Source organism: Paraburkholderia sp. GAS42, from assembly GCF_050436565.1.
In the GTDB taxonomy this organism is placed as follows: Bacteria; Pseudomonadota; Gammaproteobacteria; order Burkholderiales; family Burkholderiaceae; genus Paraburkholderia.
On the sequence record NZ_JBNDML010000015.1, the window covers coordinates 54,674 to 74,954 of the forward strand.

A 20,281-nucleotide genomic window follows, 5' to 3' on the forward strand; every position below is an offset into this window, starting at 1 on the left:
GTCAAGTTCAGGTTCTAATGTCGGCTACACCTGAACATCTGGATGCGCAGTTGCAAGCCCGGCGCGCGCCGCGTCTGACCGGTGCGACGCTGCACCGGGCGGTTATGCTCAGGCCGGCCCGATTAAGGAATCAAAAAAAAAAGATGACGATGCTTCGCAGTACTCTCGCGGTCTTCCTTGTCCTGTTTCTATCCGCCTGCGTCAGTCTGCGGCCGCAGGCAGATCGCACCGCCACACACGCGCTCGAAGACACGAACACCACACGTCTCGGCACGATGCTGATGCCGGAGGTGCACAGCCATCCGGACCAGAGCGCCTTTCACCTGCTGCCCGATGGCGTCGACGCGCTGCTCGCACGCATCGTACTGACCGGGCAGGCCGATCGCACGCTCGACCTTCAGTACTACATCTGGCACGACGACCTCACAGGGCGCCAGCTCGCCGACGGCGTACTCAGGGCCGCCGACCGGGGCGTCAGAGTTCGCGTACTGCTCGACGATCTGGGAACAGGCGCCGACGACAAGGTTCTGCTCGCGATCGCCTCTCACCCGAATATCCAGGTGCGGCTCTTCAATCCGGTGGCGAGCCGCACCTTCAAGACGCTCGGCACGGCGCTCGAATTCGGCCGCGTGAACCGGCGCATGCACAACAAGGCGCTGATCGCGGACAACCAGGCGGCGATACTCGGCGGCCGCAATATCGGCGACGAATACTTCGGCGCGTCCAGCGACGTCTCGTTCGGCGATCTCGACGTGCTGACGTTCGGCCCCGTCGTGCATCGGGTTTCCAGTGCATTCGACCAGTTCTGGAATTCTGACGCGGCCTATCCGATCGAATCCCTGACCGGTCATCCCGCGGCGCCCGATGCGCTGGCCATGTACCGCGTGAAGCTGACCGCAGCGATCGCCGCGCAGCAGGATTCGCCATACGTCGTTCAGGCGAAGCAACGTCTCGCGAAACTCGTCGCTGCACGCGATCCGGAGTTTTCGTGGGGTAAGGCGACGCTGCTCTACGACGACCCGGCCAAGATCGCCCGTTCGCCGGACGATCCGCAGGGTCATCTGCTGACCCAGTTCGATGCGCTCAGCGTGAAGCCGGACAGGCAGATGCTGATCATCTCGCCGTACTTCGTGCCTGGCAAAAAGGGCGTCGAGTGGATGCGCGCGCAGACGGCACGCGGCGTGCGCGTGACGATCCTGACCAACTCGCTCGCGGCAACCGACGTCGCGGCCGTTCACGCCGGTTACCAGCGTTACCGCAAGGATCTGCTGGACGCGGGCGTGCATCTGTACGAACTGAAACCTGCCGAAACCGAAGACCCGACAGCGAAAAAGAAATCGCTGCTGGGTTCGTCGAAGGCCTCGCTGCATGCAAAAACCTACGTCTTCGACAGAACGAGCATCTTCATCGGTTCGATGAATTTCGACCCGAGGTCAATCACGCTCAATACGGAAATTGGCGTCTACTGCGAGAGCGATGCAATCGCTGCGCAGGTGGCGGACGGGCTCGAACCGAAGCTCGACCAGATCGCGTGGCGGCTCGAGGAACGTACGGACGCCAACGGCGCGAGCCGGATCGTGTGGATCGACACCGCGCCGGACGGCACGGTGAAAGAACTCGACGAGCCCGGAGTGTCCAGCATGAAACGCATCGGCATCTGGTTCCTCGGACTACTGCCAATTGAATCGGAGCTTTGAATGGAACAATTCATCAATCATCCGCTTGAACTCTTCCTGATCGACATGGTGCTGATGTCGCTGGCCGCATGGTTTGGCGCCGCCGTGTTACGCGGCAAAAAGCCACTCGATAGCGCGACCCGCGAGGACTTCGCCGTAGTCCAGTCCGCTACGTTGACGCTCCTTGCGCTGGTAATCGGCTTCAGTCTCTCGATGGCAGTCGGCCGCTACGACCAGCGCAAGAATTACGAAGAAGATGAAGCGAACGCGATTGGGACGGAGTTCATCCGCGCGGACCTGCTGCCCGCTTCAGAAGCGGCAAGCACGCGCACGCTCCTGCTGAAATATCTCGACCAGCGCATTCAGTACTATCGGGTCAGCGACCTGCAACAACTCGCCCAGGTCAACGCGACCACGGCGCAACTGCAAACGGACATGTGGACGGCAGTCCGCACCGGTGCGGCTGCTCAACCCAATCCGGTCACCGCGCTTGCGATCGCCGGCATGAACGATGTGATCAACGCGCAGGGATACACGCAGGCTGCATGGTGGAACCGCATCCCGTTTGCCGCCTGGACGCTGATGACCCTGATCGGACTGGGCTGTAACCTGCTCGTCGGCTACGGGTCGCGCACCGACAAGGCGAAGGTCAGGTTTCTGCTGATCATGCCGCTGGTCGTCTCGTTGTCGTTCATGTTGATCGCGGACATCGACAGCCCGCGCAACGGCATCATCCGCGTGGTGCCGCAGAATCTGATCAGCCTCGCACAATCACTGCCCAAGCCGTGAGCGGCACCTTAAAACCCCGGTCAAAATAATCAGGCGTCGTCCTGATGCGCCGGCGCCGTCGGGCTGAACCGATAGATCGCCGTGCCCACTGCCAGCGGGACAGCGGTGAACAGGAACAGCCGCGAGTACAGCGCCGGATTCGACAAGCCCGCCGCTCTCACGTGCTCGGTGATCCAGCCGAAGCAACTGCTCGTCAGCGCGATGCCGAGAAACACCATGCTGTTGAGTAATCCAAGGCTGAGCCCAAGCCGATGCGGTGGAATGATCGCTCGCGCCTGCGACATCACAAGTGGATGAATCGATCCGACCGAGAACAGCACGCAGATCAGCGCCACGCTGAGCACCGCACTGCCGCCCGGACTCGCCGCGAGCAGCAGTGCAGCGACCAGACCCAAAACAAGCCATGCCGACGAGATCGCTTTCGGCGCCCAGTATCGAACGGCAACCGGCACGCAGAACGATGCGGCGATGGCTACGATGCTCGTCACCGTCATCGCGTTTCCGCGTGCGATCACATCGAAACCGAACACGTCGGCGAGATACGGGCCGCCCCACGACGTCCGGAACGTGCTGCCGACCGATAACGCGAGGCACGCCGGCATCAGCGTCCAGAAACGTGTCGAGCCGCTGGCCGATGCCCTCGCCTGCTGCGATTCAACCGCTTTCGTCGCGGGCGCAGGCACATCGCTACGACGCACGAAGCACAGCACGCCGACCGTCGCGCACAGCATCGCAACCGCTGCTGTCGCCATCACCGGACGCCAGCCGAAGCTGGCCGTCGCACGGCTCAACGGAAAGGCGGCGAGCAGCGCACCGGCCATGCCGATGGCGCTCGCCGTCGTCACCGCGCGCACGTTTCGATGGCCGTGCCCGGTGCGCAGCACATGATTGAGCAGGCCGATGAAGATCGGCGCGCAGCCGATCCCGATGCCCGCCTGCGCGAAGATCGCGAGCGGCGCACTCGACGTGACCGACAGCAGTACCGCGGACACCGTGCCGATGCCCATCAGCGCGGCCGTCGGAAGACGAACGCCATAGCGGTCGAACAGCATGCCGATCGGTAATTGCGCGAGTGAGAAAACGAGAAAGAATGCGCCCGCAAACCAGCCGAACATCTGCGGCGAAAAATGAAAACTGTCGATCAGCTGCGAGGAAATAACAGCAATGTAGCTGCGAAAAAACTGGCTCAGCACGTAGCTGAAAGTCAGGGCCCACAGACCGTAATCCGTGGATGATGACGATGACGTTGAAGTCACGCGGTTCCGGGTAGAGGCCAAGGCTGAAGTCCGACGAAGGTGTCGTCATCATACAGGGTCCCTCGCCACGGCACGCCGTGCTGCCTCGCGCACGACGTTCGATGGAAACGGTTGCGCGCTCATCCTTTCCATGCGGTCAGACGTCGCTCGGCGCTCACGACCACCTGATTGAACGCGAGTCCGAGCACGGACAGCGTAATGATGCCCGCGTACATCTTCGGAATCTCGAAGGTGAACTGCGAGTAGTTGACGAGGTAGCCGAGACCGGCCTTCGCACCCACCATTTCCGCGGCGATCAGCACGAGAATCGAATACGCACCGGCAACGCGTATGCCGGTAAACACGGTCGGCACCGAAGCCGGCAACACGACCTTGTAAAAGAGTCTCAATGGCGACAGTCCCATCGAACGCGCCGAGCGGATCAGCAGCGGATCGACATTGCGCACGCCGCTCACCGTATTGAGCACGACCGGCCAGATGCATGAATACACAACCATCGAAATCTTCGACGTCTCGCCCATGCCGAGTATCAGTACGAATACGGGCAGAATGGCGAGCGGTGCGGTATTGCGGAAGATTTCGAGCAGCGGGTTGAGGATATCGGCGAGCGCGCGATACCAGCCGATAAAGAGTCCCAGCGGCACGCCGATCGCTATCGCAATGACAAAACCGCCTAGCGCCCGGCCGGTGCTCGCGAGCAGATGCGAAGTCAGCTCTCCGGAAACCAGCATCTCGACCAGCGCGCGCACGACCGTGGAAAACGGCGGAAGAAATGTAGCATCGACCCAGCCGAGACCCGGCAACGCCTCCCACAGCGCGATGAAGACGAGAATCGCAATGCTGTTGCGAAAGAGCCGCGGCAACGTCGCCGCAAGATATGTCGCTATCGGGCGCGACGTTGGGTTCAGCGTAGTGAGTGTGCTCATGGCGTAAGGAAATGTCATCAGGCGGCGCGCGCCACGTGAAGCCGTGGCGCGTCGCTGCGGTGGTGGATCAGTTGCCATATCTGGTGCCGAAGCTCGACGAATTCGGGTGTCGCGCGCAGATCTCCAGCGGGATCATCACGATTCAGGCGCACGTCGAGCGAGTGTGTGACGCGGCCCGGCGTGGCCGCCATCACGAGCACGCGCTGCCCGAGATACACCGCTTCCTCGATGCCGTGCGTGATAAACACGATCGTCTTGCCCGTCTGCTGCCAGATGCGCAGCAGTTCGTCCTGTAGCGTCTCGCGCGTCTGCGCGTCGAGCGCGGCGAACGGTTCGTCCATCAGAAGCACGTCCGGATCGTACGAAAGCGAACGGGCGATCGCCACGCGCTGCTTCATGCCACCGGACAGCTCGTGCGGGTACCGGTCTTCGAAGCCCGCGAGCCCGACCAGATCGAGCCAGTAGCGCGCACGGTCGATGCGCTGCGCTTTCGGTACGCCTTTGGCTTCTAGCCCGAATTCGATATTCCCTTGTGCGGTTTTCCACGGAAACAGCGCGTATTGCTGGAACACGATGCCGCGATCGAGGCCCGGCCCGGCGATCGGGTTGCCGCCCACCAGAATGCTGCCGCTATCGGGCGTCGTCAGACCGCCAATCAGATCGAGCAGCGTGGTCTTGCCGCAGCCGCTCGGACCGACCAGCACGAGAAACTCCCCGGCTGCAACGTCGAAGGACACATCCTGCAGAACAACGAAGTGCCCGCGCCGGTTCAGATGAAACCCCTTGGCGATGTTGCGTACGCTGATGGTGGCGCCCATGTGCGTTTCTCCTTGAGCTGCGTCGTGGGTCAAGAACCCGGCTGGCGACTGCCCAGCGACACGTTGAACGGGTTGAACTGGTTGGTATAGATATCGTCCGCCTTGACCTGACCGGGTTTCAGGACGCCGTTGCTGACGTACCAGTCGACATAGGTCGAAAACTCGCTCGAGCTGATCACACCGCCCTTGCCTCCGACGCCCGCCGATTTCCAGTAACGCACGATGGTTTTGTCTTCGTTGCGGTTGCGCGCCTGCACGATCTTTTCAAGCCGCGCAACGACTTCCGCACGCGGCGTCTTCTGCGTCCACTCGATGGCCCGCGCGGTGCCTTCGACGAATTTGTGCACCGTGTTCGGGTTTTGCTGGATGAAACGGTCGGTGAAAATGTAGCTTGCGTAACCGAAGCTGCCGAGCAACTGATAGTCCGTCGTCAGCAAGGTCGCGCCGCCTTCGGCGAGCAGCTTGTCCTTGATGATGTCTTCGAGGAAAATCGCATCCAGCTGCCTCTGCTTGAGAAGCTGCGCAAGATTGACCGGCGGCGCTGCGACAAAGGTGATCTTCTGGATATCCTCTTTCGATACACCCGATTTTTCCAGCCACGCGGTGACGAGATACTGCTCATATGCGCCCGGCGTGTTAACGCCGACCTTGTGTCCCACCAGATCATGGGCGTTTTTGATCGGGCTGCCTTGCAGCACGAAGAGGCCGCCGTTGGTGTCCTTGTCGGCACCCACATAGGACAGGACTGCCTTGATCGGCGCGTGGGCCGCCGCGAGCTTCACGATGGAACCGTTGAACGCCCCGCCGAAATCCACGTCGCCGGTCACGGCCGCCTGAATGTCCTGCGGCCCGCTCGTCGTGTTGCCCACCCACTTGAGTTTGATCGGCGCAAGGTAGCCAAGATCTTCCGCCAGTTCGGGGTACAGCACCTTGCTTGCCCAGCCCTGATAGCGCAGCTCCAGTTTTTCCGGTGCCTGCGCGTGCGCCAGCGGGCCGGCTGTCAAAAGAAGACCCGCCACCAGTGCGCCGACCATGCTGCGCCACGTGCTCCATAGAATTGCTTTCATGCGTTGCCTGTTAGTCCGCGTCCGTGAAGCCAGTTAGCAAAAAGCGCGACGTCGTGCCTGCAAGGCGCGCCTTTATCCGGTCCTTTTAAAGCAGGTCTTTAGAACGCACCGTCGTGTTCGAGCGTCACGCGGTGAATCCGCCTACGTGCCGATCCATAATCACGCGCCGCGTAATGCTGCACCTGACGGTTATCCCAGATCGCCACATCGCCCTGCTTCCATTCGAAGCGCGCCTGGACTTCCGGCGTCTTGATCAGGTCGTACAGGTAGTTGAGCAGACTCTGGCTCGCAGTCTTCGACACGCCGAGCAGATGGCTCGTGTGGCCTTCGTTGACGAACACCAGCTTTCGGCCATTCTCGGGATGCGTCTTGATGACGGGTACTTCAATCGGTGGGTACTTCTGCGCCGCATCGCGAACACGCGCGAGCTTTTCTTCCAGCGTTTCCTCGGAGGTGCCGGGCGGCAGGTCGTAGCCGCTCAGCAGATCGGAAAGCGCCTGCTTTTTCGGCGACGCGAGGAATGTGTTCACCGCGCGCAGTTTTTCAAAGTAGCGCGCGAGATCCGGGTCGAGCAGATCATAGACACCTGCGGACGAAGTCCAGATCGTGTCGCCGCCACCGCCTTCCGGAATGTCCTGTGCGTGCAGCACAGTCGCTTTAGGTGGCTGAGGCTGCCACGACACGTCGACGTGCCAGTTATCCGTGCCGCCCGACTGCGTCCTGTCGCTATGGGCGATCACCTCGATTTCCGGAAATCCGGCTACAGCAGGCAGATAGATGTTCTTGCGGATCGGGTTACCGAAGACGCGTGCGAGCGCAACGTGCTGTTCCGGCGTGAGCGTCTGCTCGCGAATGAAAATGACGCCGTGGTCGACAAGTGCCTTGTTTAGCGTGCTGCGATTGTCGTCGCTGAGCGGGCGTGACAGATCGACGTTTTCAATGACAGCACCGATCAACGGCTTGTAGCGCCGCACACGGATGTCCTGATGGGCGCTACCTGACTGCGAAACCGGATTTTCGAGCACGGTGCTCATGGCGTTTCTCCTCGGGTGAACAGATGTGGTCTGGATCAGTGTCCAGACATGAAAACAGGCACGTCCATGAGGAACAACGAAGCATTTCGCCAATCGATATCGAACGAAAATCGATTCACATAGACCCGAAACCGTTAAACGCAGTTCACGTCGTGCGCGGATTGCTTCTCGCGAAAGATCATTTCCGCGCCATGACGTGTGTGTCTATATTTGAAGGTTGCCGACAGCTACGCGCATGGGTGGCGCCCCCTAAGAGCGCGGCCTGCTTTGGTTGTGAGCTTTTATTGGTTCGCAGCGACGCAGCCGCGGGCTACATTGGTCGACCCTACAAAATCAGCACGAGGATCGACCAATGACATTTCTCCGGGGAACGCTGTTTCGCCCTTTCCGACGTTCGAGCAGATATAGCGCGGGCTTTGCCGCACTTGCGGCAACCGCGATGGTTTCGTTCACGCCCGTCGCTGCGCAAGCTGCACCACCCGCTGAGCTGAAGCTCGATTACGCGTATTACTCGCCGGAAAGTCTGGTGATCAGGCGCAACGGCTGGCTCGAGGAAGAACTCGCGCCCGATCACACGCAGGTCAAATGGGTGTTGAGCCTCGGCAGCAACCGCGCGCTCGAATACCTGAACAGCGGCGCAATCGATATCGGCTCGACCGCTGGTCTCGCCGCTGTGCTGGCGAAAGCGAACGGCAATCCGATTCACGCTGTCTATATTTTCTCGCGTCCGGAATGGACCGCGCTGGTCGTGCGCAAGGATTCGCCGATCAAAACGGTCGCGCAGCTTAAGGGCAAGAAAATCGCCGCGACCAACGGCACCGACCCGTTCCTGTTCACGCTGCGCGCGCTGCACACCGCCGGCCTTGCGCGTGACGACGTGCAGATCGTGAACCTGCAACATCCGGATGGTCGTACCGCGCTCGCCAATGGTCAGGTCGACGCATGGGCTGGGCTCGATCCGCACATGGCGGCCGCTGAAGTCGACGACGGCGCGCGTCTTTTGTACCGCAACGTCGATTTCAACACATGGGGCTTCCTGAATGCGCGCGAGGACTTCATCAGCGCGCATCCCGACACGCTCGCGCATGTGCTGAAGGTATATGAGAAGGCGCGTCTGTGGATCGCCGCGCATCCGGACGAAACGGCAAAGATCATCTCCGAAGAATCGAAACTGTCGCTGCCGGTCGCGAAGCTGCAACTGAGCCGCAACGATTTCAGCCATCCGCAGCCGGGACCGCAACAGCTTGCGGCACTCAAGGCCGCTGCGCCGATTCTCACGCAGGAGCAACTCGTGAAACCAGGCACGGATCTGAACCAGGTCATCGAAGCGCTCATCGATGCGAAGCCGGCTCAGCCGATCATCGCAGCGAACAGCGGCAAGTGAACTACGGATCCGCCGAATCGACGCTTCTCTACCGATAGCGACCAGGTTCTGCACGGAATTGATATGTCTGCTGACAACTCACTCGCGATTCACGATTCGCGCTCCGCCAATCCGGAGCGTGCCGCGCGCTCGCCTTCATCGAACCGGCTGAAGGGCTGGCGCATCGCTGGTCTGATCCTGCCCCTCGCTTTTCTGGGGCTGATCGAAGCACTGGTGCGCATGCACATCGTGCCGGAGCATCTTGTTCCCGCACCTGGCACCATTGCCGAAACCTTGTGGAATCTGGGCGGCGCGCGTCTCGGCCGGCATATCGGCGCGAGCAGCCTGCGCGTGTTTGCTGGCTTTGGCATTGGCGCCGCGCTGGCACTGCTGGTCGGTGCGGCGATGGGTTTGAGCCGTCGGCTCGATGCGTTGCTTGATCCATCGTTTCAGGCGCTGCGCGCGATTCCGTCGCTTGCGTGGGTGCCCGTTCTGCTGCTGTGGATGGGCATCGACGAATCGCCGAAAATCACGCTCGTTGCAATCGGTGCTTTTTTTCCGGTGCATCTGAGCGTAGTGGCGGGTATTCGCGGCGTCGACAGAAAACTGGTCGAGGTCGGCAAAGTCAACCGGCTAGGCCAGCGTGCACTTTTTACGCGAATCCTGTTGCCGGCATCACTGCCGCAGATTTTCACGGGTCTGCGCACCGGCTTGAGCCTTGCGTGGATGTTCATGGTGGCCGCCGAACTGATTGCCGCCACGCGCGGCCTTGGCTATCTGCTAAGCGACGGACGCGAAACGGGTCGCCCCGATCTCGTGTTCGGCGCGATCCTGCTGCTTGCGTTGCTGGGCAAACTCAGCGACAGCATCCTGAAGGCAATTGAAGCCCACGTGCTGTCGTGGCGCGATACGGCCTCAGCTTCAACCTCTCGCACCGCAAGAGAGACATGAAGACTGCCTCACTCTCTTCTTTCCCGCCGCTGCTCGATGTCCGTGCGATCAGCAAACGCTACGACGAACGAGCGATTCTGGAACGTGTGTCGCTGTCGATCGGACGCGGCGAAATCGTCAGCCTCGTTGGTCCCAGCGGTTGTGGCAAGAGCACACTATTGCGCGTGCTGGCCGGACTCGATCGCGACTTCCATGGCGATGTTTTACTCGATGGCGCTGCGCAGCGAGGGCCGTCGTCGGGCATCGGCGTGATCTTTCAGGAGCCGCGTCTGTTGCCGTGGCTGACGGTCGCCGACAACGTCGCGTTTTCCGCGGGCCCGCGGCAGGGAAACGATCCGCGTGTGCGCGAACTGCTCGCGGAAGTCGGCCTCGCCGCAACTGGCCGTGTGTTGCCGAAGCAGCTTTCCGGCGGCATGGCGCAGCGCGTTGCGATTGCGCGTGGACTCTTTCCGCAACCTGATCTGCTGCTGCTCGACGAGCCGTTTAGCGCCGTTGACGCCATGACCCGAAACCGTCTTCAGGACCTTCTGCTGTCGATCACGCAGACGCATCGCACGGCGGCACTTCTCGTCACGCACGATCTGGATGAATCGCTATACCTGTCCGATCGCGTGCTGCTGATGACCGCCTCGGGCAAATCGGGCGCCGGTCGCATTTCGCGCGAGGTCGTGGTGGACGCGCCGCGTCCGCGGGATCGACGCAACGTATCGTTAGCGGAGGTACGCGCCGATCTGCTCGACGGTCTCGATCACGCTGCGGTTCCGCTTCATGCATAGCGAACGGCGGGTTTTAAGTCCGTTGCTGTTTAATCATCACGCCTGGCGTTGCACGGGCCGCTAACGTGTTGCTGTTTCAGGAGAGTTCGACGATGGCGCGTTGACCGTGGCATTTGCGCGCGAAGGCCGGGGCATGATGTTTGCGCCGACCGTGCTTGCAGCGCAACTGAAGCGGGAACACAAGCTCATCGCGATCGGCCAACGTCTGACACCCTGCATGCTCAGGTCGAATCGGTACAATACTGATAACCATTCGACCGAAACGCCGCCCGTCATGCAGAATCTGAAATACCTGAGCGCCTATCCGACGACGCTCCAGGACAAGGTGCGCCGGCTCATCGCCGAACAGCAGCTTGGCGCGTATCTGGAAGACCGGTATCCGCGCAAACACGCTGTGCAGACCGACCGCGCGCTGTACGACTATTGCGCGGACCTGAAGCGCGAATTCATCCGCAACGGGCCGCAGATCGACAAGGTCATCTACGACAGCAAGCTCGACGTGCTGCGTCACGCGCTGGGTCTGCACACGACGATTTCACGTGTACAGGGCAGCAAACTGAAGACGAAGAAGGAAATTCGCATCGCCTCGCTGTTCAGGGACACGGCGCCGGAATTCCTGCGCATGATCGTCGTGCACGAACTCGCCCATCTGAAAGAAAGTGACCATAACAAGGCGTTTTACCGCCTTTGCGAGTTCATGCAGCCGGGGTACCACCAGACAGAATTCGATCTGCGCCTTTATCTGACGCATCGCGATCTCACGCGCGCGCAATCTGACTGAGGGATAAGCGTGCCTCTTCCAGGCTGTGCGTGTAAAACATCTCTTTGAGCGGAGACATGTCTCATGCGACAGGCAATCCGTCACCTCACAGTTGAAGCGCCGGCACGCGGGCTCGTGGAGTTCACGTCGCAGGTGCGCGGCTTTGTCAGCGAGCAGCGGATCCAGACGGGCGTATTGACGATCTTTTGCCGTCATACGTCGGCTTCGCTGCTGATTCAGGAGAATGCCGATCCTTCCGTGCGGCGCGATCTGGAAAGATATTTCGCCACGATAGCGCCCGAAGACCCCACACGTTACGAGCATGATGCCGAAGGCGCGGACGACATGCCCGCGCATCTGCGGACCTCGCTGACGCAGGTACAGCTGTCCGTGCCTGTCGAGCGTGGGCAGATGGTGCTCGGCACATGGCAGGGGCTCTATCTGTTCGAGCATCGTCGCGAGGCGCCGCCGCGCCATATTGTGCTGCATCTGATCGGCGAGTGACGCCAGGTGTGAGGCGCGTTCAGCGTCGAACATCACCGGCTGGGAGTATGCTGCACACGTGATTCGATCCACACCGTCGTCAGGGAGGGATACGCGATGAGCACTGCAAGCGAGCTTCAGAACACCGTCGATGCAATGGTTCAACCGGGCAAAGGATTGCTGGCCGCCGACGAGAGCGGACCGACGATCGCGAAACGCTTCAAGACCATCGGCATCGAGTCAAACGAAGAATACAGGCGCGCGTGGCGCGACCTGCTGCTGTCGACGCCCGGTCTTGGAGAATTTGTCAGCGGTGTGATCCTGTATGAGGAAACGCTGGGGCAGCGTTCCGACAAGGGCACACCACTGCCTGAGCTGGCAGTTTCACAAGGCATCGTGCCGGGCATCAAGGTGGATCTTGGCAAAATCCCGCTTGCGCACGCGCCTGGCAATGAGATTACGCAAGGGCTCGATGGGCTTGCGGGACGCCTGGCTGGATATAAGAAACAAGGCGCACGCTTTGCGAAGTGGCGCGCGGTGTACAACATCTCGCCGACGCTGCCGAGCCGGCTTGCTATCGAGGCCAATGCAGATGCCCTCGCCTGCTATGCGGCAATCTGCCAGGAAGCGGGCATTGTGCCGATCGTCGAGCCCGAAGTGCTGATGGATGGCAATCATACGATCGCGCGTTCTTTTGAAGTCACCGAGGCTGTGTTGCATGAGGTTTTTCACGCACTGCATCGGCATAAGGTTGTGCTTGAGCATATGGTGCTTAAGCCGAGTATGGTTATTGCGGGTTCGGAAGCTGGAGCGGGTGCGCAGGCGACCGTTGAGGATGTCGCGCGGCAGACCGTGCGGGTTCTTAAACGGACAGTGCCTGCTGCGGTGCCGGGGGTGGTTTTTCTGTCTGGTGGGCAGACGCCTGAGCAGGCCACTGCGAATCTTGATGCGATGAACCGGCTCGGAGTTTTGCCCTGGGGTTTGAGCTTTTCTTACGGGCGAGCGTTGCAGGAGCCGCCGCTTCAGGCGTGGAAGGGGTTGGCGGCTAATGCTGCTGTTGCGCAGAAGGTTTTGCTGAAGCGGGCCAGGTTGAATAGTGAGGCTTGTTTTGGGCGGTATGAGGTGGGGATGGAGCGTGGGGAGGGTTGATACCTTCAACGCCTCGCCACGTTGCGACGTATGCCAACCGCGAATGCCTCATTGCGCAATGCGCAGAATCGCCGAAGCCAGTTGGGAATAGCAAGGCTTCAGGTCGGCAGCCGTTGCAGCGTGGCAATACACGCCAACCGGCTGCTGCGAGTTGTAGCACCGCGCAGGCGCGTCCGGCGTGTTGGCCATGCATTTGAGTACGTCCTCACCAAACTCCTTGTCTGGACCAGCTGGCCGTGTCAATTGCAAACCGAGACCCAGCGTAAACACAAATATCTTGTTCGCGCGCGCATTTTCCGCCATCGCCTCAAGCAGATTGCGCGACGCGCGGTTGATATTTTGGTAAGTAGGCGCTTTTGTCACCGCCCGTGGACTGTTGGTAATGATCGGGTAGGTCTGGTCATTGGGGTCATGCGCGTTATAAAACGCGGGAAGCTGCTTGATGAAATTATTCGAGACGTTACTGACATAGCAACCGTTTGACTTCTGACTGATCTGGTCAGCCCGATAGAGACCAGTTGGCGGGCCCGTCAACGCGTCCCCGCTCGCGACGGTTCCCATCGCACCATCGCATGCGGCAACGTTGTTCTGGAACTGCGACGCGAAGCTGTTCGGCGCACCATCGGAGAAGAATACGATCACCCGGAGGCTCGACGGGTTAAGCAGGTTGTTCATCTGGTTACGTGCCTGCCAGAACGCCTCGGATGAATTGGTGCTACCGGCAAAGGCGAATTTATTGATGGCCGTCGTCATACCCACTCGATCGAAGCCACGCGAACTGTCCGCTTTGTAGGGTACATCCACTACCGTGCCGTACGCAAAGTGCATCAACGCTACACGATCGTTCGTAATGTCAAAGTTATTCAGGAACGACACGGCGTTAGCACGCACGGCAGCCGGTTCACCTGGCGTAGTGGTCATCGACTGCGTCACGTCGATGATAAATGCCATGTCCAGGTCCTTGCGGATGGTTTGCGAGTGCGTCGACACACGTAGCAGCTGGAAGCCGAACAACTGCATGATACTGACCGGAACCTGCGCTTGCGCCTGCACATCGATGGTCACGGTTCCGGCATTGAACGCAATGGACGGTGTCGTCATCGTCGCCGTCGAACCCAGAAATCTCGCAGGATAGTTCGCCGCGAAAAACGCGGTGGCTGCCTGTTGCGCATTGGCCGTCTGCTCGGACTGGGTGTTTCCACGCGTCACCGCATGGCCCGCCGCAAGTGCGGCGCCGTCCGCTGCAGCGTCGAGCCGGGTACGAATCACATAACCAAATCCCGAATCTATTGCGAGACCGAGTACGGCAATCACGGCGATCAGCGAAATCACGACAAGCATGCTGATCGAGCCTTGCTGGCGCTTTCTGGATAAGTTCATCGCGTCGCCCCTGTCGCGTTCATTCAAAAGGCCGTCATGGCGTACAGATTCGGAGAAAGCGCCGGCGTGTTAATGCCAAAGCCAAGATTCAGCGCACCTATGAAAGGTTGCTGTAGATAAAACGATTCGACGACGTAGACCACCTGTCCGTCCCACAACTGTCCTTGCAGCAGGTTCACCGGCGGCGAATTTGCGCCGAGCGGCGGCACGTTATTGCAGTTTCCGCTGCCGTCCTGCGCCCAGCCTGAACCGTTCGATCCGCAATTCCAGAGCTTGCTTGCCGGATGATAGTTGCCGCCTGTCCACTCGTATTGCGCAGTGACAACGCCCGAGCAATGGTTTCCGTTCGCGTCGCAATTGCTATTACCAACGATCACCGTGATGTAGATCATCCCGTTCGACGCCATATTGAGCGGCGGCGCCGTGGCCGTGAGGGAAGACATGATCGTCTGCACAGGAAACGTCGACAGCGCGCGCGACGCAAGATTGGCGCCTTCGCGGCTTATGTTCGTGAGAATCATCTGCGCCTGAATGTTACGGGCGAAGTCAAAGACGGGTAGCGTGAGTGCGATAACAAGTGGCATCAGCATCGCCATTTCGATGGCGACGATACCCCGCGATGCGCGACGTCTCCCTGCGAATGCTCTGGATTTCATTTCAGAAGCCCTCGTTGCGCATCGTCGCCGCGACGCTGAAGGAATAGCTTCCGCCGGCGAAGAACGGTTGCGCGAGTGGCGTCATCAAGGGCCACCTGCAGTTGATCTGCAGCACGATGATGTCGCCCGGATTACCAAACATGGAACTCGAGTAAGTGCCCTGCGCGCCGTAGTTCTTCGTCTGCCCGTTGATGGTGATCGTGTAGCTCGGGTTGACTAGCGCATATAGCCCCATCGAACTGTCCTTGATTTCCTGAATGATCGCGAGATAGCGCTGCTGGTTCGACGCGGCCGGGTCGAGGTTGGACTGTCCAGTAACCGCATAGCGCGCACCTTCACGCACCGCGTACTGCATCGTCAGGTTCACCCAGAGCAGCGATGCCAGGTCGATTGCCACGAAGAGGAGCAGGAACAGGATCGGCGCCACGAGCGCGAATTCGATCGTGCTGACGCCTCGCTGCCCCCGCGACGTTCGCAGAAAATTCCGTGATCTCATCTCGATCTCCCCTTGCCTCGATGCAGCGTCCCGGCTACTTCGCATCCCATCGACGTCATCAACTGATGCCTTTCATCGCCGGCACCAGAACGTGTCCGGCCTGAATGATGGCGGGACCGAGCAGCACGATGATCAACGTCGGGAAAATGAAGAAAATCAGCGGAAACAGCAGCTTCAATGCGATCTTCGCCGCCTTCTCTTCTGCACGCAGACGCCGCTTCGTGCGCAGGTTGTCGGTGTACACGCGCAGCGAATCGCCGACGCTGGTGCCAAACCGGTCGGCCTGGATGAGCATCGTCGTCAGCGTGTCAATATCTTCGACGCCGGTTCGGCTCGCGAAATTGCGCAACGCCTTGTCGCGTCCTGACCCGGCGCGCAGTTCGAGCAGCACGAGTTCCAGCTCATCACGCAGTGCAAGGCTCTTCATGCCGATCTCCTCCGTGACTCGCCCTAGCGCAGCATCGAAGCCGAGACCCGCTTCGACGCATACGGTCATCAGATCGACGGCGTCGGGAAGGTCCTCGAAGAGCGCACGCTTGCGGTGATCGACCAGCCGTGCAAGCACGCCGTTGGGCAGATAAAAACCCAAGGCGGACGCAGAAAGCAACGCGAGCAGCAGATAGGGTCGCGGCATGTCGTGGAAATGGCCCGCGATAAGAACCATGACGACGAATGGCAGCCCAAGCGCCAGCACGGTCTTCGATGCGAAATAGATGGCGGGTGCGGACTCTCCGCGCAGACCGGCATTCAGAAAGCGAACGCGTAACAGCGAACGATTCCAGTCTTCGCCCGGCAGCGAGAACTTTGCGACGCGCGAAGACACCTGCGCAACCTTCTCTACCCATTTTCCAGCTTCCTCCGGCTGCGGGTCAGCAGTCCCCGCGCCGGCTCCACCGCTGATGCCAGATACCACACCAATCTCGTTGATGCGCCGCTCCAGGGGATCTGGGCGCAGAAGGCTCATTGCCTTGAGCGCCGCACCGAACACGATCAGAAACAGCAATGTCAGCATCGCGATCTGGTCAATTCTCATGATTGCCGGGTTGCCCCGCCCTCATTCATTTTCTCGTTGACAAAACATCGTTCAAACGCGGATCCGCACGATGCTGCGGGTCCACAAGATGCCGAACAGCATGCAGACACACGCCACGCCGGCTAGCTGGATACCTCCGGGGTCCGTCCACAGGATGCTCATCAGCTTGGGGCTGATCAGCGATATCACCCCCGCCAGGACGAACGGCAGCAGACTCAGAATCCAGGCAGAGAGCCGCCCTTCGGCGGACAGGACCCGCACCTTGCCGAGCAGCTTCAGTCGCTCACGGATGATCGAACTGATATTGCCGAGAATCTCTGCGAGATTGCCGCCCGCTTCGCGCTGGATCAGCACCGCAATCACGAAGTACCGCAGGTCGTCAACCGGCACCCGGTTCACCATGTTGAGCAGCGCGTCGTTCATCGAGACCCCGAAGTTGATCTCGTCGAACGCCAGCTTGAATTCAGCGCCAAGCGGTTGCGGCATTTCATCGCCCACCATTCCGAGCGCACTGGTGAACGAGTGCCCCGCACGCAACGCACGAGCGACGAGATCGGCCGCCTCGGGAAGTTGCTGTTCGAGAACGGCAGTGCGTTTGCTGCGTTTGCGACGCACGATTAAGAGCGGCAGCAATGCGCACACGCATCCCAGTACCAGCAGAACGATCACGCCCTGATGCAGCACGATGCCAACAGCCACACCGCACACGGAAAGGACGGCCGAATAGCCCAAAAAACGCCCAACCGACCATGTGCTACCGGACTGTTGCAACAACCTGTCCAGCGTATTGACGCGCGGCACCATTCTCAGGATGCCCAGCAGCATCGGCGAATCACTCAAAGTACGGCGCTTGAGGATCGACAGCTGTTCGTCGCTGGCGTTGCCGCCCGGCGCGGCGGCGCGCACACGCTGCTTCATGCGCTTGACGGACGCACCGTGGCGGCTGTGCCAGAAGAAGTACAGACCTTCGATCATCAATACAGTCGCGACGAACAGCAGCACGACGAAACCCAGAAACGACGTATTCATGCCTGACTCCTCAAAGCGTCGGATCCGCGCTCATACCTCGAAGCGCCGCGCCGGATCGAAGATGTTGTCGGGAAGCGTGATGCCAAACGCGGTCAAGCGCTCACAGAACCTGGGGCGCACACCGGTCGCGCAAAAATGGCCCTTGATCCGGCCGTCTTCATCGACGCCCGTTCTCTTGAACGTGAAGATCTCCTGCATGTTGATGACATCACCCTCCATGCCGGTAATTTCCTGAATGCTCATCAGCTTGCGCCGACCATCGGTCAGTCGCGATGCCTGCACCACAACGGAAATGGCCGAGGCAATCTGCTGACGCATCGCTTTAACGGGCATCGTGAGACCTGCCATCGACACCATGTTTTCAAGGCGTGTCAATGCGTCGCGCGGCGTGTTCGCGTGCAACGTCGCCATCGATCCTTCATGGCCAGTGTTCATCGCGTGCAGCATGTCGAGGGCCTCGCCGCCACGCACTTCGCCGAGCACGACGCGATCCGGGCGCATCCGTAGCGCGTTACGCACGAGCGCCCGCTGCGAAATCTCGCCCTTTCCTTCGATGTTCGGTGGCCGCGTTTCGAGCCGCAGTACGTGCTGCTGACGCAGTTGAAGCTCTGCCGCGTCCTCGATCGTCACAATCCGCTCGTCGGCAGGAATGAAACCTGAAAGCAGATTCAGCAATGTGGTCTTGCCGCTGCCCGTACCGCCCGAGATCAGCACGTTGAGCTTGGACTTGATCAGCGCTTCGAGCACTTGCGCCATCGCAGGCGTAAAGCTCTGGTTGTTGAGCATGTCGTTGACCGTGAGCGGATTCACGGAAAAACGCCGGATCGAAACAAGTGGTCCGTCGATTGCGGACGGCGGAATGATCGCGTTCACGCGTGAGCCGTCCGGCAGTCGCGCATCGACCATTGGCGTCGATTCGTCGATACGACGTCCCACGCGCGAAACGATGCGCTCGATCACCTTCATCAGGTGGGCGTCGTCATAGAATGTGACGTCGGTGTGTTCCAGCTTGCCGCGCCGTTCGACATACACATGCTGCGACGTGTTGACGAGAATGTCGGATACAGTCGGATCATTCAGCAACGGTTCGAGCGGTCCGAGGCCGAGCATCTCGTCCTGCACGTCCTGCACGAGACGCTTGCGCTCGAACTCGTTCATCGGCACCTTGTCTTCGTCGACGATGCGCTCGACGAGTTGTGCCAGTTCACGCTTCACCTGATCAGGCGTGAGCCGTTGCAGTTTGTCCAGTTCCACCCTTTCGATGATCGTCTGGTGGATGTTCATTTTGAGCTGCTGATATGCCTGGCGCGCTGCCTTCACGTCACCGGGTGACGAAGCAGCGCTCGAGGCCGGGGCTTCAGCCACCGCCAGATCGCTTTGCATCAGGAGTTGTTCGCGCAATGACATGCTGCTCTCCGGTTATCGATCAATGACTGGTTTGAGTTGCTGCAGGCTGTTCTGCTTCGGCGCGAGGAAGCGCCCGAACACCCGTCTCGACGGCGCCGCTGGTTGCGGCCACAACAATCCGGCAAGCGCGCCGAGGCTCTTTGTGAGCGAGGATCCCTTCGCGCTTTCGAGCAGCGGCACGCCTTGATTCACCGCCTGCCGGGCGCTTTTTTCGTCGCGCGGCAACAGATGAACGGGCTTCACGCCCAGCGCCTCTTCAATCGCCGCGAGGTCGACCTGTGCGCCTTTTTCGTACTGGTTCACAAGCAGATGCATCTTGCTCGTGGAATATCCGAGGGCCCCGAGCATATCCAGCAGCTTTCGCCCTGCGTGCAGGTGCGGGATGGTCTGCTGCGCGACCACACAGATCGCTTCACTCTGATCAAGCGCATGAAGCGCGAGCGGATTGATGGTCTGGCCGATGTCGAAGATCACCGCGTCGTACTGGTCGCGAACCAGCGTCAGCACGCGTTCGAGGTGCGACGCGCGCATGTCCGCGGCCTTGACCGGGTCACCTGCACCGGCCAGCACGTCGAGGTTCGAGTGCACGTGCGACACGCAGGCGTCGAAGTACGCCGCATCCAGCCGTTCAATCTGTGCGAAGAGATCCGCGATGGTCGCAGGCGGCTTCTTCTCGGTGACGAGCAGACTTGCGTCCGAAAACTGCTGATTCAGATCGACGAGCAGCACGCGCTTGTCACGTGCAGCAGCAAACGCGTAGGCGAGATTCGCGGCAATCAGCGTCGTGCCCGAACCGCCCCTGCCTGACGTGAACGACATCACGCGTCCATCGCGGCGTGTGCTCGAGGTCTTCTTGCCGGCGACGTGCGACAGTTCCTGTGCGAATTCCTGCGCGTCGATCGGCCACGACAGCACGTGTCTCACGCCGGCGCGCATGGCCGCCATCAACATCTCCGTCGACAGCGCCGATGCCACCAGCATGCAACTGAGCTGAGGCGCATGCCCGATCGCTTCTCCGATCGCAGCGAGATCGGATATGGCCAGTGCCGTATCCGCGACGATCAGCAAATCGGTCTTTTTGATCTGTTCGGCGTAGCGCGGCAACTGCTTTGCGGCGCCCCGTTCCGTACGCAGACGATGCCGCACCTCGCTCGTCGCGAGCAACGCCGTCACGTCACGCGCATGCTCTTCGTTGGACGCAATCAAAAGGATGTCGATCATGTGTATCTCCA

20 protein-coding genes are annotated in these 20,281 nt (G+C 60.4%); 8 read left to right on the top strand and 12 right to left on the bottom strand.

What is annotated here, in order from left to right; genetic code table 11:
* The first annotated feature begins 143 nt into the window (after positions 1-143).
* Positions 144-1,697 carry a phospholipase D family protein gene (locus P3T16_RS21790; protein ID WP_429343814.1) on the top strand — a complete coding sequence of 518 codons (1,554 nt, stop codon included), beginning with the start codon at positions 144-146 and terminating at the stop codon, positions 1,695-1,697.
* Positions 1,698-2,465, top strand: coding sequence for a hypothetical protein (locus tag P3T16_RS21795; RefSeq protein ID WP_429343815.1), 768 nt, complete (start codon positions 1,698-1,700; stop codon positions 2,463-2,465).
* Between the two features lie 29 nt (positions 2,466-2,494).
* On the opposite strand, the gene P3T16_RS21800 is transcribed toward P3T16_RS21795, so the two are convergent.
* From P3T16_RS21800 to P3T16_RS21820, 5 genes are all read right to left on the bottom strand, one after another.
* Positions 2,495-3,721 (bottom strand): MFS transporter, encoded by a 1,227-nt coding sequence (locus P3T16_RS21800; RefSeq protein ID WP_429343816.1) that lies wholly within the window; start codon positions 3,719-3,721, stop codon positions 2,495-2,497.
* Positions 3,722-3,840: 119 nt separating this feature from the next.
* Entirely contained in the window at positions 3,841-4,647 is an 807-nt protein-coding gene (locus P3T16_RS21805; RefSeq protein WP_429343817.1) for an ABC transporter permease, read from the bottom strand.
* Positions 4,648-4,664: 17 nt separating this feature from the next.
* Positions 4,665-5,465, bottom strand: coding sequence for an ABC transporter ATP-binding protein (locus P3T16_RS21810; RefSeq protein ID WP_429343818.1), 801 nt, complete (start codon positions 5,463-5,465; stop codon positions 4,665-4,667).
* A 29-nt stretch (positions 5,466-5,494) separates the two neighbouring features.
* The gene (locus P3T16_RS21815; RefSeq protein WP_429343819.1) at positions 5,495-6,532 is read right to left on the bottom strand and encodes an ABC transporter substrate-binding protein; all 1,038 of its coding nucleotides are present in this window, start codon (positions 6,530-6,532) and stop codon (positions 5,495-5,497) included.
* 98 nt (positions 6,533-6,630) lie between these two features.
* On the bottom strand, positions 6,631-7,566 hold the full coding sequence (locus tag P3T16_RS21820) for a TauD/TfdA dioxygenase family protein (protein WP_429343820.1): 936 nt from the start codon (positions 7,564-7,566) through the stop codon (positions 6,631-6,633).
* Between the two features lie 439 nt (positions 7,567-8,005).
* Here P3T16_RS21820 and P3T16_RS21825 point away from each other — a divergent pair, with 439 nt between their 5' ends.
* The 6 genes from P3T16_RS21825 (at position 8,006) to P3T16_RS21850 (ending at position 13,048) form a co-directional block, all read left to right on the top strand.
* Positions 8,006-8,950, top strand: coding sequence for an aliphatic sulfonate ABC transporter substrate-binding protein (locus P3T16_RS21825; protein WP_429343923.1), 945 nt, complete (start codon positions 8,006-8,008; stop codon positions 8,948-8,950).
* Positions 8,951-9,013: 63 nt separating this feature from the next.
* Positions 9,014-9,880: an ABC transporter permease gene (locus tag P3T16_RS21830; protein WP_429343821.1), complete on the top strand. Its 867-nt coding sequence runs from the start codon at positions 9,014-9,016 to the stop codon at positions 9,878-9,880.
* On the top strand, positions 9,877-10,656 hold the full coding sequence (locus P3T16_RS21835; RefSeq protein ID WP_429343822.1) for an ABC transporter ATP-binding protein: 780 nt from the start codon (positions 9,877-9,879) through the stop codon (positions 10,654-10,656). The genes P3T16_RS21830 and P3T16_RS21835 overlap by 4 nt, the downstream gene beginning before the upstream one ends.
* Positions 10,657-10,930: 274 nt before the next feature.
* The gene (locus tag P3T16_RS21840; protein ID WP_429257537.1) at positions 10,931-11,437 is read left to right on the top strand and encodes a M48 metallopeptidase family protein; all 507 of its coding nucleotides are present in this window, start codon (positions 10,931-10,933) and stop codon (positions 11,435-11,437) included.
* Between the two features lie 63 nt (positions 11,438-11,500).
* Positions 11,501-11,920 carry a secondary thiamine-phosphate synthase enzyme YjbQ gene (locus tag P3T16_RS21845; RefSeq protein WP_429343823.1) on the top strand — a complete coding sequence of 140 codons (420 nt, stop codon included), beginning with the start codon at positions 11,501-11,503 and terminating at the stop codon, positions 11,918-11,920.
* 96 nt (positions 11,921-12,016) lie between these two features.
* Positions 12,017-13,048, top strand: coding sequence for a class I fructose-bisphosphate aldolase (locus P3T16_RS21850; protein WP_429343824.1), 1,032 nt, complete (start codon positions 12,017-12,019; stop codon positions 13,046-13,048).
* 48 nt (positions 13,049-13,096) lie between these two features.
* On the opposite strand, the gene P3T16_RS21855 is transcribed toward P3T16_RS21850, so the two are convergent.
* Genes P3T16_RS21855 through P3T16_RS21885 form a run of 7 tightly spaced genes read right to left on the bottom strand, consistent with a single transcriptional unit; the run spans position 13,097 to position 20,270 of the window.
* On the bottom strand, positions 13,097-14,428 hold the full coding sequence (locus tag P3T16_RS21855; protein WP_429343825.1) for a vWA domain-containing protein: 1,332 nt from the start codon (positions 14,426-14,428) through the stop codon (positions 13,097-13,099).
* A 23-nt stretch (positions 14,429-14,451) separates the two neighbouring features.
* The gene (locus P3T16_RS21860) at positions 14,452-15,084 is read right to left on the bottom strand and encodes a TadE/TadG family type IV pilus assembly protein (protein ID WP_429343826.1); all 633 of its coding nucleotides are present in this window, start codon (positions 15,082-15,084) and stop codon (positions 14,452-14,454) included.
* 1 nt (position 15,085) lies between these two features.
* Positions 15,086-15,580 carry a TadE/TadG family type IV pilus assembly protein gene (locus tag P3T16_RS21865; RefSeq protein WP_429257443.1) on the bottom strand — a complete coding sequence of 165 codons (495 nt, stop codon included), beginning with the start codon at positions 15,578-15,580 and terminating at the stop codon, positions 15,086-15,088.
* Positions 15,581-15,638: 58 nt separating this feature from the next.
* The gene (locus P3T16_RS21870) at positions 15,639-16,613 is read right to left on the bottom strand and encodes a type II secretion system F family protein (RefSeq protein WP_429343827.1); all 975 of its coding nucleotides are present in this window, start codon (positions 16,611-16,613) and stop codon (positions 15,639-15,641) included.
* Positions 16,614-16,664: 51 nt separating this feature from the next.
* Positions 16,665-17,642, bottom strand: a complete 978-nt coding sequence (locus P3T16_RS21875) for a type II secretion system F family protein (protein WP_429257441.1) — start codon at positions 17,640-17,642, stop codon at positions 16,665-16,667.
* Between the two features lie 30 nt (positions 17,643-17,672).
* Positions 17,673-19,049, bottom strand: coding sequence for a CpaF family protein (locus tag P3T16_RS21880; RefSeq protein ID WP_429343828.1), 1,377 nt, complete (start codon positions 19,047-19,049; stop codon positions 17,673-17,675).
* 12 nt (positions 19,050-19,061) lie between these two features.
* Positions 19,062-20,270 carry an AAA family ATPase gene (locus P3T16_RS21885; protein ID WP_429257439.1) on the bottom strand — a complete coding sequence of 403 codons (1,209 nt, stop codon included), beginning with the start codon at positions 20,268-20,270 and terminating at the stop codon, positions 19,062-19,064.
* Positions 20,271-20,281 lie beyond the last annotated feature (11 nt).

Coding starts and splice junctions, on each gene's coding strand:
- P3T16_RS21865 (WP_429257443.1), bottom strand. CDS start 15,580: ATGAGATCACGGAATTTTCTGCGAACGTCGCGGGGGCAGCGAGGCGTC.
- P3T16_RS21835 (WP_429343822.1), top strand. CDS start 9,877: ATGAAGACTGCCTCACTCTCTTCTTTCCCGCCGCTGCTCGATGTCCGT.
- P3T16_RS21870 (WP_429343827.1), bottom strand. CDS start 16,613: ATGAGAATTGACCAGATCGCGATGCTGACATTGCTGTTTCTGATCGTG.
- P3T16_RS21795 (WP_429343815.1), top strand. CDS start 1,698: ATGGAACAATTCATCAATCATCCGCTTGAACTCTTCCTGATCGACATG.
- P3T16_RS21855 (WP_429343825.1), bottom strand. CDS start 14,428: ATGAACTTATCCAGAAAGCGCCAGCAAGGCTCGATCAGCATGCTTGTC.
- P3T16_RS21875 (WP_429257441.1), bottom strand. CDS start 17,642: ATGAATACGTCGTTTCTGGGTTTCGTCGTGCTGCTGTTCGTCGCGACT.
- P3T16_RS21810 (WP_429343818.1), bottom strand. CDS start 5,465: ATGGGCGCCACCATCAGCGTACGCAACATCGCCAAGGGGTTTCATCTG.
- P3T16_RS21805 (WP_429343817.1), bottom strand. CDS start 4,647: ATGAGCACACTCACTACGCTGAACCCAACGTCGCGCCCGATAGCGACA.
- P3T16_RS21830 (WP_429343821.1), top strand. CDS start 9,014: ATGTCTGCTGACAACTCACTCGCGATTCACGATTCGCGCTCCGCCAAT.
- P3T16_RS21860 (WP_429343826.1), bottom strand. CDS start 15,084: ATGAAATCCAGAGCATTCGCAGGGAGACGTCGCGCATCGCGGGGTATC.
- P3T16_RS21845 (WP_429343823.1), top strand. CDS start 11,501: ATGCGACAGGCAATCCGTCACCTCACAGTTGAAGCGCCGGCACGCGGG.
- P3T16_RS21825 (WP_429343923.1), top strand. CDS start 8,006: ATGGTTTCGTTCACGCCCGTCGCTGCGCAAGCTGCACCACCCGCTGAG.
- P3T16_RS21880 (WP_429343828.1), bottom strand. CDS start 19,049: ATGTCATTGCGCGAACAACTCCTGATGCAAAGCGATCTGGCGGTGGCT.
- P3T16_RS21815 (WP_429343819.1), bottom strand. CDS start 6,532: ATGAAAGCAATTCTATGGAGCACGTGGCGCAGCATGGTCGGCGCACTG.
- P3T16_RS21840 (WP_429257537.1), top strand. CDS start 10,931: ATGCAGAATCTGAAATACCTGAGCGCCTATCCGACGACGCTCCAGGAC.
- P3T16_RS21790 (WP_429343814.1), top strand. CDS start 144: ATGACGATGCTTCGCAGTACTCTCGCGGTCTTCCTTGTCCTGTTTCTA.
- P3T16_RS21850 (WP_429343824.1), top strand. CDS start 12,017: ATGAGCACTGCAAGCGAGCTTCAGAACACCGTCGATGCAATGGTTCAA.
- P3T16_RS21820 (WP_429343820.1), bottom strand. CDS start 7,566: ATGAGCACCGTGCTCGAAAATCCGGTTTCGCAGTCAGGTAGCGCCCAT.
- P3T16_RS21885 (WP_429257439.1), bottom strand. CDS start 20,270: ATGATCGACATCCTTTTGATTGCGTCCAACGAAGAGCATGCGCGTGAC.